Annotated in this window: 16 protein-coding genes; 11 read left to right on the top strand and 5 right to left on the bottom strand. The window is 68.7% G+C overall.

The annotated features are described in order from the left end of the window. Positions 1–15: 15 nt before the first annotated feature. From GA0115254_RS33910 to yhfZ, 4 genes are all read right to left on the bottom strand, one after another. A complete protein-coding gene (locus GA0115254_RS33910) occupies positions 16–1,350 on the bottom strand; it encodes a YhfT family protein (protein WP_093899103.1) in 1,335 nt (444 codons plus the stop codon). 41 nt (positions 1,351–1,391) lie between these two features. Continuing rightward, positions 1,392–1,748, bottom strand: coding sequence for a DUF2620 domain-containing protein (locus GA0115254_RS33905; protein ID WP_093899102.1), 357 nt, complete (start codon positions 1,746–1,748; stop codon positions 1,392–1,394). Positions 1,749–1,815: 67 nt separating this feature from the next. Continuing rightward, positions 1,816–2,202, bottom strand: coding sequence for a PRD domain-containing protein (locus tag GA0115254_RS33900; RefSeq protein WP_093899101.1), 387 nt, complete (start codon positions 2,200–2,202; stop codon positions 1,816–1,818). A gap of 86 nt (positions 2,203–2,288) precedes the next feature. After that, a complete protein-coding gene (gene yhfZ, locus GA0115254_RS33895) occupies positions 2,289–3,227 on the bottom strand; it encodes a GntR family transcriptional regulator YhfZ (protein WP_093899100.1) in 939 nt (312 codons plus the stop codon). Between the two features lie 166 nt (positions 3,228–3,393). On the opposite strand from yhfZ, the gene ftsH reads away from it, so the two are divergent. Then, the gene (gene ftsH / locus GA0115254_RS33890; protein ID WP_176740398.1) at positions 3,394–5,307 is read left to right on the top strand and encodes an ATP-dependent zinc metalloprotease FtsH; all 1,914 of its coding nucleotides are present in this window, start codon (positions 3,394–3,396) and stop codon (positions 5,305–5,307) included. A 31-nt stretch (positions 5,308–5,338) separates the two neighbouring features. Here the strand turns inward: ftsH and GA0115254_RS33885 are convergent, their stop codons facing one another. Next, positions 5,339–6,199: a methyltransferase domain-containing protein gene (locus GA0115254_RS33885; RefSeq protein WP_093899149.1), complete on the bottom strand. Its 861-nt coding sequence runs from the start codon at positions 6,197–6,199 to the stop codon at positions 5,339–5,341. A 237-nt stretch (positions 6,200–6,436) separates the two neighbouring features. On the opposite strand from GA0115254_RS33885, the gene proS reads away from it, so the two are divergent. From proS to lepB (GA0115254_RS33835), 10 genes are all read left to right on the top strand, one after another. Beyond that, positions 6,437–7,852 (top strand): proline--tRNA ligase, encoded by a 1,416-nt coding sequence (gene proS, locus GA0115254_RS33880; RefSeq protein WP_093899098.1) that lies wholly within the window; start codon positions 6,437–6,439, stop codon positions 7,850–7,852. A gap of 215 nt (positions 7,853–8,067) precedes the next feature. Then, the gene (locus GA0115254_RS33875; RefSeq protein WP_030928573.1) at positions 8,068–8,661 is read left to right on the top strand and encodes a hypothetical protein; all 594 of its coding nucleotides are present in this window, start codon (positions 8,068–8,070) and stop codon (positions 8,659–8,661) included. Between the two features lie 157 nt (positions 8,662–8,818). Then, positions 8,819–9,262 carry a 30S ribosomal protein S16 gene (gene rpsP, locus GA0115254_RS33870; protein ID WP_093899097.1) on the top strand — a complete coding sequence of 148 codons (444 nt, stop codon included), beginning with the start codon at positions 8,819–8,821 and terminating at the stop codon, positions 9,260–9,262. A gap of 2 nt (positions 9,263–9,264) precedes the next feature. After that, positions 9,265–9,504, top strand: a complete 240-nt coding sequence (locus GA0115254_RS33865) for an RNA-binding protein (protein WP_005311361.1) — start codon at positions 9,265–9,267, stop codon at positions 9,502–9,504. Between the two features lie 79 nt (positions 9,505–9,583). Next, a complete protein-coding gene (rimM, locus tag GA0115254_RS33860) occupies positions 9,584–10,168 on the top strand; it encodes a ribosome maturation factor RimM (RefSeq protein ID WP_093899096.1) in 585 nt (194 codons plus the stop codon). After that, a complete protein-coding gene (gene trmD, locus GA0115254_RS33855) occupies positions 10,168–10,989 on the top strand; it encodes a tRNA (guanosine(37)-N1)-methyltransferase TrmD (RefSeq protein ID WP_093899095.1) in 822 nt (273 codons plus the stop codon). Before rimM ends, trmD begins: the two co-directional genes overlap by 1 nt. A gap of 130 nt (positions 10,990–11,119) precedes the next feature. Then, positions 11,120–11,470, top strand: a complete 351-nt coding sequence (rplS, locus tag GA0115254_RS33850; RefSeq protein ID WP_093899094.1) for a 50S ribosomal protein L19 — start codon at positions 11,120–11,122, stop codon at positions 11,468–11,470. Between the two features lie 45 nt (positions 11,471–11,515). Then, positions 11,516–12,286 carry a signal peptidase I gene (gene lepB, locus GA0115254_RS33845; RefSeq protein ID WP_093899093.1) on the top strand — a complete coding sequence of 257 codons (771 nt, stop codon included), beginning with the start codon at positions 11,516–11,518 and terminating at the stop codon, positions 12,284–12,286. Continuing rightward, positions 12,279–13,355, top strand: a complete 1,077-nt coding sequence (gene lepB / locus GA0115254_RS33840; protein WP_093899092.1) for a signal peptidase I — start codon at positions 12,279–12,281, stop codon at positions 13,353–13,355. Before lepB (GA0115254_RS33845) ends, lepB (GA0115254_RS33840) begins: the two co-directional genes overlap by 8 nt. Then, on the top strand, positions 13,255–14,169 hold the full coding sequence (gene lepB, locus GA0115254_RS33835) for a signal peptidase I (RefSeq protein WP_093899091.1): 915 nt from the start codon (positions 13,255–13,257) through the stop codon (positions 14,167–14,169). The genes lepB (GA0115254_RS33840) and lepB (GA0115254_RS33835) overlap by 101 nt, the downstream gene beginning before the upstream one ends. Positions 14,170–14,187 lie beyond the last annotated feature (18 nt).

Here is a 14,187-nt window from a genome sequence, read left to right as displayed (position 1 = left end):
TGTACGTACCCGGCCTCAGCCCTTGATCGGGGTGAACAGGTCGAGCCAGTACAGGACGTTGAGGAGGATGCCGCCGACGATCACCGCGGCGGGTGCGGCGGCCATCTTCACGACCGGCCGGCCCATCGCCTCGTTCATCAGGTAGAGCCCGCCGACGACGAGGATGCCGAGACCGCCGCCCATGGCGTTGGCGGCCATCAGCGAACCGAAGAGGATCGCGAGCTGCAGGGTGTCCCCGATCGCGCTGCGCAGGTGTTCCGAGGAGTCACGGACGCTGGGGAGCTTGCCGAGGACCTTGCCGATGTACGAGAGGGCCAGGACCTCGGCGGCGAAGACGGCGGCGCCGACGACCGCTGCCAGGAACGGGTTCGGCATCAGATAGCCGATCGGGTACACCAGAGTGAATCCCGCGATGCCGTACGCGCCGGAGGCCAGCGCGGTCGTCGCGATCAGCGGGATGAAGCCGAAGACCCGGTAGAAGTCGACCTGGGCGGCCTCGGCGTACTGCCCCTTGGCGATCAGGAAGCTGGTCGCTTCGCCGCCGCCGAATATGTGCATCTGGGCCAGCACGCAGACTCCGGCGCCGAGCAGCATGAACAGCGGGAGGTACTTGCGCAGGCGGGCGGCACTGGCGCTGAAGAGCGAGGCCATCGGGTCGTCCTCCAGGACGATCTCGCTGACACCCGCGGCCCGGTCGGCCCTGCGCTGCTTCATGTCCTTGGCGACGGCCAGGGCGATCAGCATCAGCACGCCGACGGCCATGGCCAGCGCCCCGGCGAACATCTTCGGCCAGACCTTCATGGTCATGACCACCAGGGCGAGTTCCAGGACTCCGGCGATGGCGCCCCACTTGCGGCCGAACTGCTTGGTGATGGCGAGCACCGGGAACAGCGTGAAGAGGAAGAGGATCGGCGTCGACATCTGCTGCATGGCGGTGATGAAGTCGACGGGCAGGTCGTGCGCGACGTTGTTGGCGCCATTCAGTCCGAAGACGACGACCGCGCCCCAGGCGCCGCCGAGGATCGGCGCGAGCCACTTCTTCGGCGCCAGCATGCCGAGGATGTCGGTGGGCAGGAAGACGAGCCACGGGTTGAGCACGCCGGTGGAGAGTGCCATCGGGGCGCCGAGTCCGAAGATGAACCCGGCGGAGAGGCCGAAGGAGACCGCCGTCGTCGCGCTGCGGGTGGTGCGCCCCTGGATGAAGTCCAGCAGGAACGGACGTACGCCGTCGTTGAAGACGGCCAGAGCCATGTGCGAGATGTACGCGGTCAGCGCACAGAGGGCTATCACGGTCAGCTGCTGGGCCAGCGTGAAATCAAGGCTGGTACCGGCGGCGAGTGTGGTGCTCACGAATCACTCCTTCGTGCCCGGGACGGGGAGATGCGGCCGGATCAGCCGCGGGCGGCGATGGCGCGCGCCATGAGTGGGGCGATGGCGTCGATCTGGTCCATCGAGAAGCCGAAGACCTTCTTGCCGTCGGCGATCAGGGCGCTGATCGCCTCCTCGGTGGGCACGCTGCGGCCGAAGGTGTGGCAGGCGGCGCTGCCCATGAGGCCGACGAGGACGCCGAGGGAGGCACCGGCACCGGTGTGGCACGTGCCGAGGTAGAAGTCGGCCTGCCCGACACGGAGCTTCATCGCGGCGTCCATGTCGCTGGAGGCAACGACGTCGAGGGAGTCGATCCCGAGCTTGCCGATGGCCCGGGCGACCTCGACCTTGCCGACTCCACCGGTGAGGATCTTCGTCATGGCTGTCTCTTCTCTCTGTGTCTGTTTCCGCGTGCCGGGACGTGTCTGTTCCGCGCGACGGGGCCGGTCAGGAGGTGGGGGTGGCCGGTGACTGCTGGGCCAGGACGGCGAGGTGCATGCCGAGGAAGTTGACCTCCGAGTCGGGAAGCGCGGCGCCGAGCTCCCGCTCGGCCCGCGCGGACACGGCGCGGGCGCGTTCGACGGCGTCGGGGTGTCCGGCCAGTTCTGCGGCGACCTGGTCGTCGGTGAGGAACTGTTCGATCGGTTCGCCGTCGAGGAGCCGGGTGAGCGCCATCATCAGATGGCTGGTCAGCATGCCCGCGGTCGCTTCGGTGACGGTGCGGCCGTCGGCTTCGAGGGCGGTCAGCTCGGCGGTGACGAAGTCGGCCACCTCGGGCCGGACCTGACCGCCTTCGCGGAAGAGCTGGATCCGCAGTGCGAGCTGGTCGTCCATGGTGATCCTCCCAAAAACAACAGTAACCAGGATTCTGTATTTTGATCACGGGCGTCGCGCGAGATCTACGTCACCCGACCCGCCGGTCAGTACGAGGGCACGCGCTCGCCCCGCAGTACTTCGCTCTGCAGCCGGGTCACCAGGGACAGATCGAGTGAGTCCCGGACCGCGGCGAGGGCCTTCGCCCCGTCGGTCCGCCCGATGACGGCAGCACGGGAGTTGCGCAGCGACAGCTCCCGGGTGACCTCGTCGCCGAGCGGGAGCACGTCGACGCCGAGCCCGAGCCGGTCCTGCACCTCGTCCAGGTTCCAGACGGTGGCGTCGACCTCGTTGCGGGCGAAGAGGTCGCGCAGTTGCATGTACGAGACCTCCAGCCACTCGACGTCCTTCCGGCCGGCGAAGACCCGCTCCACGAGCATCCGCAGATCCTCGGATGTGTGGTCGACGGCCACCCGCAGCCCGGGGGATTCCAGGTCGACGCCGTGTCGCAGCAGCATGCCGTGCGCACCGACGTAGGTGGCGGGGCCCAGGTCGGCGACCAGCTCCACCGGGTGCTCGGCGATCAGCTGGTCGGCCGCGAAGCGGGACAGGACGACGAGATCGACCTTGCCCTCCAGCAGTGCGGCCGTACGGGCTCCGGCGCCCCGCATGAACGTGATCGCGAATGGGGCGCCCGCCTCCTCGAAGGCGCTGCGCAGCCCGGTCGCCAGGCCTTCGTACCTGCGTGAGTACGGGAGCGGCATCGCGGCGAGCAGTGTGCCGAGTCCGGACAGCCGCCAGAGGATGGAGCGGTCCGAGCGGACGAGGAACGTGCCGAGATGGCCGCGGGCGGTCGTCTCGATCGCCCCGGAATCCTCCAGTAGTTGCAGGGCCGCCTGAACGGTCCCGTTTCCGCAGCCCAGTTCCTCGGCGAAGTCGCGTACGCGGGGCAGGCGGGTGTCCGGCTCGTGGTTGAGCAGCAGGACGGCGAGCTGCCGGGCGGCGAGGCCGTTCCGGGTGAGGAAGCGGTCATCGAGATCGTTCACGAATCAAACAGTAAACAGGATTCTGGATATTGACAAGGAGTCTCGCGAAGGGTTCATCCGCCGGCCGCCACTTCCCCCTGTGGGCCCACTGGAGGGGCCCACAGGGGGCTTTGGGTCGGTTTCTCGTCTAATGTCACATTCACTGGCTGTCGGCAGAGGAGCACGCGTGACCACCCCCGTACCTCCCCGCGATCGAACCGACCAGCCGTGGCGCTCCGAGGGCGCCCCGCCGCCTCCGCCGCCGGGCCGCAAGATGCCGGGAGGCTGGGGCGGACTGCTGCTGACCGCGCTCGCCGTCTATCTGCTCGCCAATCTGGTGCTGTCCTTCTTCAACGGGGCACAGGAGCGGACGATCGCGTACACGGAGTTCAGCAAGCAGGTCACCTCGGGCAATGTCTCCAAGATCTACTCCAAGGGCGATGCCATCCAGGGGCAGCTCAAGAAGGAGGCGAAGGTCCCGGGGAGCGACGAGAAATACACCAAGTTCGTCACTCAGCGGCCTGCCTTCGCGGACGACAACCTCTGGGCCGAACTGGTCAAGGAAGATGTCACGGTCACCGCCGAGCCGGTCGTCCAGCAGCGCAGCTTCCTCGCCAATCTGCTGATCTCGCTGGCCCCGATGCTGCTGCTCGTCCTGCTCTGGGTGTTCATCGCCCGGCGGATGTCCAGGGGCATGGGTGGCGGGATGGGCGGCTTCGGGCGCAAGGCGCCGCCCAAGCCCGTCGAGCTGGAGGGCGCCAGGCGCACCACCTTCCAGGACGTGGCCGGGATCGACGAGGTCGAGGGCGAGCTCAACGACGTCGTGGACTTCCTGAAGAACCCGCAGGCGTACCGGAAGATGGGTGCCCGGATGCCCGGGGGAGTGCTCCTCGCGGGACCGCCCGGCACCGGCAAGACACTGCTCGCACGAGCCGTCGCGGGTGAGGCCGGAGTGCCGTTCTTCTCGGCATCGGCCTCCGAATTCATCGAGATGATCGTCGGCGTCGGCGCGAGCCGGGTGCGGGAACTCTTCGCCGAGGCACGCAAGGTCGCCCCCGCCATCGTCTTCATCGACGAGATCGACACCATCGGCCGGGCCCGCGGCGGCGGTTCCGGCATGGGCGGCCACGACGAGCGCGAGCAGACACTCAACCAGATCCTCACCGAGATGGACGGTTTCTCCGGTTCGGAGGGCGTCGTCGTCCTCGCCGCCACCAACCGCGCCGACGTCCTCGATCCCGCCCTCACCCGGCCCGGCCGCTTCGACCGGATCGTTCAGGTGAGCCCGCCGGACAGGGGCGGCCGGGAAGCGATCCTGGAGATCCACACCCGGCAGATCCCGCTCGCCGAGGATGTGAACCTGGCCCAGGTCGCCGGTACGACCCCCGGTATGACGGGCGCCGACCTCGCCAACCTGGCCAATGAGGCTGCGCTGCTCGCGGTCAAGCGCCGGCAGTCCGAGGTCAGCCAGTCCGATCTCTCGGACGCCCTGGAGAAGGTCCAGCTGGGGGCGGAGCGCTCACTGGTCATGTCGGACGAGGAACGCCGCAGGACCGCGTACCACGAGAGCGGGCACGCCCTGCTCGGCATGGTCCAGCCCGGCGCCGACCCGGTCCGCAAGGTCACCATCGTGCCGCGCGGCCGGGCCCTGGGCGTCACCCTCTCGACGCCGGACGCCGACAAGTACTCCTACACCGAGGACTATCTCCGTGGCCGCATCATCGGTGCGCTCGGCGGCATGGCCGCCGAGCAGGTGGTCTTCGGCGTGGTCACCACCGGCGCGGAGAGCGACCTGGAACAGGTCACCAACCTGGCCAGGGGCATGGTCGGCCGCTGGGGCATGAGCCACAAGGTGGGCAGGCTGACGGCGATCCCGAGCGATGCTCAGCAGGCGTACGGGCTGTCGGCGGCCCCCGCGACGCTCGACGCGGTGGACGGCGAGATGCGGCGCATCGTCGACGAGTGCTACGAGGTGGCGTGCCGGCTCCTGAGCGAGAACCGGGACAGGCTGGACTCGCTGGCCGCGGCGCTGCTGGAGAGCGAGACGCTGGACGAGGCCGCGGCCTACCGTGCCGCCGGCATCACCCGTCCGGGCAAGTAGCGGCCGGTGCACACGCGGTTCACGGAATGGCTCAGGTGGTGCACACGAGATAGCGGAAGACGTTCGGCATCCAGATCGTGCCGTCCCGGCGCCGGTGCGGACGCAGGGCCTCCGCGACCTCTTCGGCCACCTGGTCCCGGTCCGTCGCCCGCACCGCCGTGTCGAAGAGCCGCGTCGACAGCAGCCCCCGCACCGCACTGTCCATGTCCGCGTACCCGAACGGGCACGCGACCCGGCCGGAGCCGTCCGGATTCAGTCCGGCCCGGAACGCCACTTCTTCCAGATCGTCCCGGCTCCATGGCCGCCAGCCGCCCGTGCGCGGCGCCCGCGACCCGTCGGAGAGCCGGCCCGCCACCCGAAGCACCGGCGCCGTCGCGCACCGCTCCGGCGGACCCCACCCGGTCAGTACGACCGTGCTGCCCCGGGCGGCCAGCGGTACGGCGGACCGCAGCGCGTCCACGAGTTCTTCCCCGTCGCCGGACGAGCAGCCGATCGGGGTGAACGCGGTGAGCAGGTTGTACGGCGTTCCGTCGGCAGGGGCGGCTGCGGACGGATCGCCGTCCAGGAGCCGCGGATGCCCGGCCGACGGCCCGGCGTCACTCCCCGGACCGGGCAGCAGCCGGGCCCGGGCGAGGGCCAGTCGTTCGGGGTCGGCGTCGACGCCGGTGACGAGTGCCCCGCGCGCGGCCGCGATCAGCAGCGCGAGACCGGAGCCGCAGCCGAGGGAGAGCAGCCGGGTGCCGCTTCCCACCTCGAGCCGTTCGTACACCGCTTCGTACAGCGGTGCGAGCATCCGCTCCTGAATCTCGGCCCAGTCCCGGGCACGGTCACCGGAGTTCACCGGGGTGGCCGTGCGCGCGTAGCTGTGGTGCCGGACGAGCGTTGGTGTCATGGAAGCGCCCCAATCCGCCGAGAGGTCGGTCATGTCCGATCGGTCGTTCCCCGAGTGGATGTCCCCCTGTGCGTGTGCGCCGCTCCCCCCGTATGTCAGAGAACTGCGCATCCGCGCCCGCGTCCAGGGGTCTGATGGCAATGCTTGCGTGCTCCGGTGGTGCGCCCATGGGGACGGCCCGTGGAAGCAGGGCCCGTCGCCCTGTGTGGTGGGCGGTGTCGCCGTACGATGCGCGCCATGGCAAAGGCACCCGTTCTCACGCCCCAGGCCGAGGACTTTCCCCGCTGGTACCAGGATCTGATCAACAAGGCCGAACTCGCGGACAACGGTCCGGTGCGCGGCACCATGGTCATCCGGCCGTACGGATACGGTCTGTGGGAGCGGATGCAGCAGGAGATGGATGCCCGTATCAAACAGGCGGGCGCCCGGAACGCCTACTTCCCGCTCTTCATCCCCCAGTCTTACCTGACACGCGAAGCCGAGCATGTCGAGGGCTTCGAGCCGGAGCTCGCGATCGTGACCCACGCCGGTGGAAAAGAGCTCGAAGAGCCAGTGGTGGTGCGGCCGACGTCCGAAACGATCATCAACGAGTACTTCTCGAAGTGGGTGCAGAGCTACCGGGATCTGCCGCTGCTGATCAACCAGTGGGCGAACGTCGTGCGCTGGGAGATGCGCCCGAGGGTCTTTCTCCGCACGACGGAATTTCTCTGGCAGGAGGGCCACACCGCCCACGCCACCTACGAGGAGGCGCGGGAGTACGCGGCGTACATCCACCGGGACGTCTACGCGGACTTCATGGTCAATGTGCTGGGCATCGATGTGGTCCTCGGCCGCAAGACCCCCGCCGAGCGGTTCGCCGGGGCCGTCAACACCCTGACGCTCGAAGGGATGATGCGGGACGGCAAGGCCCTGCAGATGGGTACGAGCCATGAGCTCGGCACCAACTTCGCCCAGGCCTTCCACACCAGCTACCTGTCCAGGGAAGGCAGGCAGGAACTGGTCTGGCAGACCTCGTGGGGCTCGTCGACCCGTATGGTCGGCGGGCTGATCATGGCGCACGGCGACGATCACGGCCTCCGGGTGCCGCCGCGGCTCGCGCCCGTCCAGGCGGTCGTCCTGGCGATCAAGGGGGACGAAGCGGTGCTGGCCGCGGTCCGGTCCACCGGGGAGCGGCTGCGCGCCGCGGGGATCAGGACCGAGGTCGACGACCGCACCGACACCCCGTTCGGCCGCCGCGCGGTCGACTGGGAGCTGAAGGGCGTGCCGGTACGGATCGAGATCGGCCCGCGCGATCTGGAGAACGGCACCGCGATGCTGGCCCGGCGCATCCCCGGCGGGAAGGCGCCGGTCGCGATCGAGGCCCTGCCCGCGCTGCTTCCGGCGGTCCTCGAGGAGGACCAGGCGACGCTGCTGAGGGAGTCCCGGAGCCGGCGCGAGTCGTCCACCAGCGAGGTCGCGTCCGTCGACGAGGCCGTGGAGGCGGCGGCCGCGGGCGGCTGGGCGCGTATCGACTGGTCGGCCCTCGGTGCGGCGGGGGAGGCCCGGCTCGCGGAGCACGGGGTGTCCGTACGGTGTCTGGTCGCCGAGGACGGGTCGGTGCCGGACGCGGACGATGCCCCCGGTACTGTCGCTCTGGTGGCGCGCGCCTACTGACGCGAAGCCGCTCGGCACACCGGCGTACGGTCGCCGCCTACACGTCCGGGCGTACGGGTCGCTACGTACCACCTTGGTGTGAGCTGTGAGACTTCTCCGCAGATCTGCGCACCCGCCCTCGTCGAGACGCATCAACGGCAACTGACTGGTACGTGCAAATTATTTGGGATGGCCCGGAATCGGAACACCTGGGCACTCGCGCTCGTTGTCACGACGTGAGCACGACACCACCTGTACTTGCCGCAGAGCTGGCGCAGGCGTGGGCCGACATTCAGCGGTACCACCCCGAGCTGCCGGATCTAGCCGCGCCCGAGTCCCTGATCGGAGAGTCCTCGTCCGCCTGTGGCGCCGAGCTCTCCTTCGAACGACTGCTGCACGAGGCAGTCCATGGCATCGCCGCCGCGAGAGGTGTCCGCGACACCTCCCGCGCCGGCCGCTACCACAACCGCAGATTCCTCGCGATCGCCGAGGAGCTGGGCCTCGACCATGCCGAGGAGCCCCACCCCAGCAGTGGCTTCTCGCTGGTCACGCTCAATCCTGAGGCGAAGCGCAGGTACCGCCCGACGATCGAGCGGCTGCAGCGCGCCCTCAAGGCGCATACGGTCGCCACCGCCGCCGACACCAAGCGTTCCTTCCGCGGCCCGGCCGCCCGGCACGGCTCCTCCGGAGGAGGCGTCCGCGTCAAGGCCGTCTGCGACTGCGGACGCAATGTGCGAGTCGTCCCGTCGGTCCTGGCGCAGGCGCCGATCGTCTGCGGTGGCTGCGGAAAGCCGTTCCGTATCCCGGAAGCCGCGGTCGCGGTGGGGTGACCCGATGTGGTGTGGCACAATGGCTAGCTGTACTCGACAGTCGCACAGGACCCCTCTCTCCTCCGGCTGACGCGTCCATCGGGCACCCGAGTACCGCAACCCCACGTGGCATCTTCGTTGTGCCCAACCACGTCATAGACCAGGAGACACCACTTCCGTGGCAGTCAAGATCAAGCTGAAGCGTCTGGGCAAGATCCGTTCGCCTCACTACCGCATCGTCGTCGCCGACTCCCGTACCCGCCGTGACGGCCGGGCCATCGAGGAGATCGGCCTGTACCACCCGGTGCAGAACCCCTCGCGCATTGAGGTCAACTCGGAGCGCGCGCAGTACTGGCTGTCCGTCGGCGCCCAGCCGACCGAGCCGGTTCTCGCGATCCTGAAGCTCACCGGTGACTGGCAGGCCCACAAGGGTCTTCCGGCCCCCGCGCCGCTGCTGCAGCCGGAGCCCAAGGCGGACAAGCGCGCCCTGTTCGAGGCCCTGGCCAAGGACACCGGCGAGGAGTCCAAGGGCGAGGCCATCACGCAGAAGGCGAAGAAGGCCGACAAGAAGGCGGACGAGGCTGCTGACGCGGCTGCGTCCACCGAGTCGACCGAGGCCTGAGCATGCTCGAGGAGGCTCTCGAGCACCTCGTGAAGGGCATCGTCGACAACCCCGACGATGTGCAGGTCGCCTCGCGCAACCTGCGCCGTGGTCGCGTACTCGAGGTCAGGGTTCACCCCGATGATCTCGGTAAGGTGATCGGCCGCAACGGCCGCACCGCACGAGCACTGCGTACCGTCGTGGGCGCCATCGGCGGCCGTGGCATCCGCGTCGACCTCGTCGATGTGGATCAGGTTCGCTGACAGAGTTGAACACCGGCACGGGCCGGGGAGGGCCATGCGCCCACCCCGGCCCGTCGTCGTATGACAGGAGAGACACAAGGTGCAGTTGGTAGTCGCGCGGATCGGCCGTGCCCACGGCATCAAGGGCGAGGTCACCGTCGAGGTGCGTACGGACGAACCGGAGCTGCGGCTCGCGCCCGGGGCCGTACTCGCCACCGAACCGGCCGGCGCCGGACCGCTGACGATCGAGACCGGCCGGGTGCACAGCGGACGTCTGCTGCTCCGCTTCGAGGGCGTACGCGACCGTACGGCTGCCGAGGCCCTGCGCAACACACTCCTGATCGCCGAGGTCGACCCGGCGGAACTCCCCGAGGACCCCGAGGAGTTCTACGACCATCAGCTCATGGACCTCGACGTGGTTCTCGCCGACGGCACCGAGATCGGCCGGATCACCGAGATCACGCATCTGCCGTCCCAGGATCTCTTCATCGTCGAGCGGCCGGACGGCAGCGAGGTGATGATCCCCTTCGTCGAGGAGATCGTCACCGAGATCGATCTGGAGGAGCAGCGCGCGGTGATCACCCCGCCGCCCGGTCTGATCGACGAGAGCCAGGCCGTGATCGCCTCCTCGCGCGACGAAGAGGGCGACGAGGACGAGGCGTCCGAGTCCGGGAAGGACGCCTGATGCGCCTCGACGTCGTCACGATCTTCCCGGAGTACCTGGAACCGCTGAACGTCTCCCTCGTCGGCAAGGCCCGCGCGCGCGGCCGCCTCGATGTGCACGTGCACGACCTGCGGGACTGGACGTACGACCGTCACAACACGGTCGACGACACCCCGTACGGCGGCGGCCCCGGCATGGTCATGAAGACCGAGCCGTGGGGCGAGGCACTGGACGACGCCCTGGCGGGCGGGTACGAGGCCGGGGCGCACTCCCCGGTCCTCGTGGTGCCGACACCCAGTGGCCGTCCGTTCACCCAGGAGCTCGCCGTCGAGCTCTCCGAGCGGCCTTGGCTGATCTTCACGCCGGCCCGCTACGAGGGCATCGACCGGCGGGTGATGGACGAGTACGCGACCCGCATGCCGGTCGTCGAGGTGTCCATCGGGGACTATGTGCTGGCCGGCGGGGAAGCCGCGGTGCTGGTGATCACGGAGGCGGTGGCCCGGCTGCTGCCCGGTGTGCTCGGCAACGCCGAGTCGCACCAGGACGACTCCTTCGCCCCCGGCGAGATGGCCAATCTGCTGGAGGGGCCCGTCTACACCAAACCGCCCGAGTGGCGCGGCAGGGGTGTCCCGGACGTCCTGCTCAGCGGTCACCACGGGAAGATCGCACGCTGGCGGCGGGACGAGGCGTTCCGTCGTACCGCGCTCAACCGGCCCGATCTCATCGAGCGCTGCGAGGCGAGCGGCTTCGACAAGAAGGACCGCGAGATCCTCTCCATCCTCGGCTGGTCGCCGGAGCCCGGTGGCCGATTTTGGCGCAGGCCCGAGGCCGTGGAAGAATAGGCCGCTGCTGTACGTCCGGCGTGCGCCCCTGCCACAGGGGGAACGACGCCCGCCCGACGCGATCAGCACCCCTCATCTCCTCACTATCTCCCGTCGATGACCTGTGGCATCGGCGAAGAAAGCAGACAACATGGCTTCCCTGCTCGATGGCGTCAACGCCGCATCGCTGCGTACCGACGTCCCGGCGTTCCGCCCCGGCGACACCGTCAACGTCCACGTCCGAGTGATCGAGGGCAACCGCTCCCGTATCCAGCAGTTCAAGGGCGTAGTCATCCGTCGCCAGGGTTCGGGCGTCAGCGAGACCTTCACGGTCCGCAAGGTCTCCTTCAGCGTCGGCGTCGAGCGCACCTTCCCGGTGCACAGCCCGATCTTCGAGAAGATCGAGCTCGTCACCCGCGGTGACGTCCGTCGCGCCAAGCTGTACTACCTCCGTGAGCTGCGCGGCAAGGCTGCGAAGATCAAGGAGAAGCGCGACAACTGAGCTAACTCCCAGGTCCACAGGACGGCCGGATAAGCTCTGGCCCCGATGGACACGGAAGCCAAGCCCTCGGAGCGCGACCGCTCCTCCGCACCCGCAGCAGGGTCGGAGGAGAGGCCGCGCTCTTCGCGTATCCCGGACCGGTTGACCGCCTCGATCTCGTGGCGGCGGACGGCCGCACTCGGAGCCGTCTGCTCGGTCTTCGTGCTGCTCCTCAGCGCCTTCGTGGTGCAGCCCTTCCTGATTCCCAGCGGCTCGATGGAGCCGACACTGCGAGTGGGGGACCGGGTGCTGGTCAATAAATTGGCGTACCGTTTCGGCTCCGTACCGCAGCGCGGCGATGTGGTGGTATTCGACGGCACCGGATCGTTCGTGCAGGAAGCCCCCCAGGAGAATCCCGTCACCGGGCTGCTGCACGGCGTGGCAGCGTCCCTGGGGCTGGCAGAACCTGCCGAGACCGACTACGTGAAGCGGGTGGTGGGCGTGGGAGGCGACCGGGTGGTCTGCTGCGACAAGCGCGGAAGGGTCGAGGTGAACGGCCGGCCGGTCGACGAGGACTATCTGTATCCGGGAGATGCGCCGTCCGGGGTGCGCTTCGACATCGTCGTGCCCGACGGCACGTTGTGGATGATGGGCGACCACCGCAGCAATTCGCGCGATTCGCGTGACCACCTGGGAGAGCCGGGCGGTGGCATGGTCCCGGTCGACATGGTGATCGGAAGGGTGGACTGGATCGGCTGGCCGCCGGGCAGGCTGGGCTCGCTGCCGGACAGTGCCGCCTTCGCCGGCGTACGGGTGACGGGCGGGGCCCATGGGTAACCGCGGGCGGCAACAGGACGGGTCCGACCCCGGGATACCGCTGCCGACCGGCAGTCGGCCGACCGCCGCGCGCTCCCTGCCGACCAGGGCGGAACGGCGCAAGCTGGCCCGCAAGGTCAAGCGGCGGCGGCGCAGGTCGGCCGTGCGGGAGATCCCCCTCCTCATCACCGTGGCGCTGCTGATCGCGCTCGTGCTGAAGACCTTCCTGGTGCAGGCCTTCGTGATCCCGTCGGGGTCGATGGAGCAGACCATCCGGATCGGCGACCGGGTGCTCGTGGACAAACTGACGCCCTGGTTCGGATCCAGGCCCCAGCGCGGCGATGTCGTCGTCTTCAAGGACCCGGGTGGCTGGTTGAAGCAGGAGAACGTCGGAAAGAAGGACTCGCCCGTCGTCGTCAAGCAGGTGAAGGAGGCGCTGACCTTCATCGGGCTGCTGCCGTCCGACGACGAACAGGATCTGATCAAGCGGGTGGTCGCGGTCGGCGGTGACACCGTGAAGTGCTGCGACAAGGACGGCCGGATCACCGTCAACGGCGTACCGCTGGACGAGTCATATCTGCATCCCGGTAATCCGCCCTCCCTCATCAAATTCGAGGTAAAGGTTCCGGCCGGCCGGATCTTTGTGATGGGCGATCATCGGTCCAATTCGGCCGATTCGCGCTATCACCTGGACGAGCCGGAACACGGCACGGTTTCCGAGAACGAGGTCGTGGGACGGGCTGTGGTGATCGCCTGGCCCTTCGGGCACTGGCGAAAACTGGAGGAACCGGCGACATTCGACTCGGTCCCTGACGCGCGCGCCGGGACGGCTGCTGCGTCGGGCCTGTCGAATAGTGTGTCGTCCAAGGATCCCAACGGAGTGATCCCTCTCCCGACCCCTGCGGAACTCCCGCTCGTTATGGGAGTGGTGGGCCTGCACCGGCTAGGGCGCAGGCGGTGGCACGGAGTAAGGAGTGGATGTGGGGGATTTGGCGGTCGGCGCACGATCCGGACACGACGAACCCGAGGACCGGCCGGACAATCCGGAGAGCGTCGAGTCCGCCGGGGCGGCGGACAGCGCGGAGGGTGACGGCGACTCTTCGAACGGCGGCAGTACGTCCCAGAAGAAGCCACGCTCCTTCTGGAAGGAGCTGCCCCTGCTCATCGGCATCGCGCTTGTTCTCGCGCTGCTGATCAAGACGTTTCTGGTGCAGGCGTTCTCGATCCCCTCGGACTCGATGCAGAACACGCTCCAGCGGGGCGACCGCGTGCTGGTCGACAAGCTGACCCCTTGGTTCGGCGCGGAGCCCAAGCGCGGCGAGGTCGTGGTCTTCCACGACCCGGGCGGCTGGCTGGAGGACACCCAGACGCCCAATCCGAATGTCGTGCAGAAGTTCCTCAGCTTCATCGGACTGATGCCGTCCGTCGAGGAGAAGGACCTGATCAAGCGGGTCATCGGAGTCGGCGGCGACACGGTGGAGTGCAAGAAGAACGGCCCGGTCACCGTCAATGGCAAGGCACTGGACGACCCGTCGTTCATCTTCCCGGGAAACACCCCCTGCAATGACGAGCCGTTCGGCCCGATCAAGGTGCCCGAGGGCCGGATCTGGGTGATGGGCGACCACCGCCAGAACTCCCTCGACTCCCGCTATCACCAGGAGCTGCCGGGCGGCGGCACGGTCTCCAACGACGAGGTCGTCGGCCGGGCCATCGTCGTGGCGTGGCCGATCAACCGCTGGGCGACCCTGCCCGTCCCGAAGACCTTCGACCAGCCGGGGATCAACGACCAGTCGGGGATCAACACGGCGATGGGCCTGGCTCCGGGAGCACTCGGTGCAGCCGGAGCGCTGCCCCTCGTGTTGTGGCGTCGCAGGAGGCTGACCAGCGGGCGTACCGCCGGGTAGGGTGCCGACTCGGATCAG

The organism is Streptomyces sp. Ncost-T10-10d (genome assembly GCF_900091955.1).
In the GTDB taxonomy this organism is placed as follows: Bacteria; Actinomycetota; Actinomycetes; order Streptomycetales; family Streptomycetaceae; genus Streptomyces.
This window is presented reverse-complemented; position numbering and strand designations above follow the sequence as displayed.

Coding starts and splice junctions, on each gene's coding strand:
- GA0115254_RS33905 (WP_093899102.1), bottom strand. CDS start 1,748: ATGACGAAGATCCTCACCGGTGGAGTCGGCAAGGTCGAGGTCGCCCGG.
- GA0115254_RS33900 (WP_093899101.1), bottom strand. CDS start 2,202: ATGGACGACCAGCTCGCACTGCGGATCCAGCTCTTCCGCGAAGGCGGT.
- GA0115254_RS33885 (WP_093899149.1), bottom strand. CDS start 6,199: ATGACACCAACGCTCGTCCGGCACCACAGCTACGCGCGCACGGCCACC.
- proS (WP_093899098.1), top strand. CDS start 6,437: ATGGCAAAGGCACCCGTTCTCACGCCCCAGGCCGAGGACTTTCCCCGC.
- GA0115254_RS33865 (WP_005311361.1), top strand. CDS start 9,265: ATGCTCGAGGAGGCTCTCGAGCACCTCGTGAAGGGCATCGTCGACAAC.
- trmD (WP_093899095.1), top strand. CDS start 10,168: ATGCGCCTCGACGTCGTCACGATCTTCCCGGAGTACCTGGAACCGCTG.
- rplS (WP_093899094.1), top strand. CDS start 11,120: ATGGCTTCCCTGCTCGATGGCGTCAACGCCGCATCGCTGCGTACCGAC.
- lepB (WP_093899093.1), top strand. CDS start 11,516: ATGGACACGGAAGCCAAGCCCTCGGAGCGCGACCGCTCCTCCGCACCC.
- lepB (WP_093899092.1), top strand. CDS start 12,279: ATGGGTAACCGCGGGCGGCAACAGGACGGGTCCGACCCCGGGATACCG.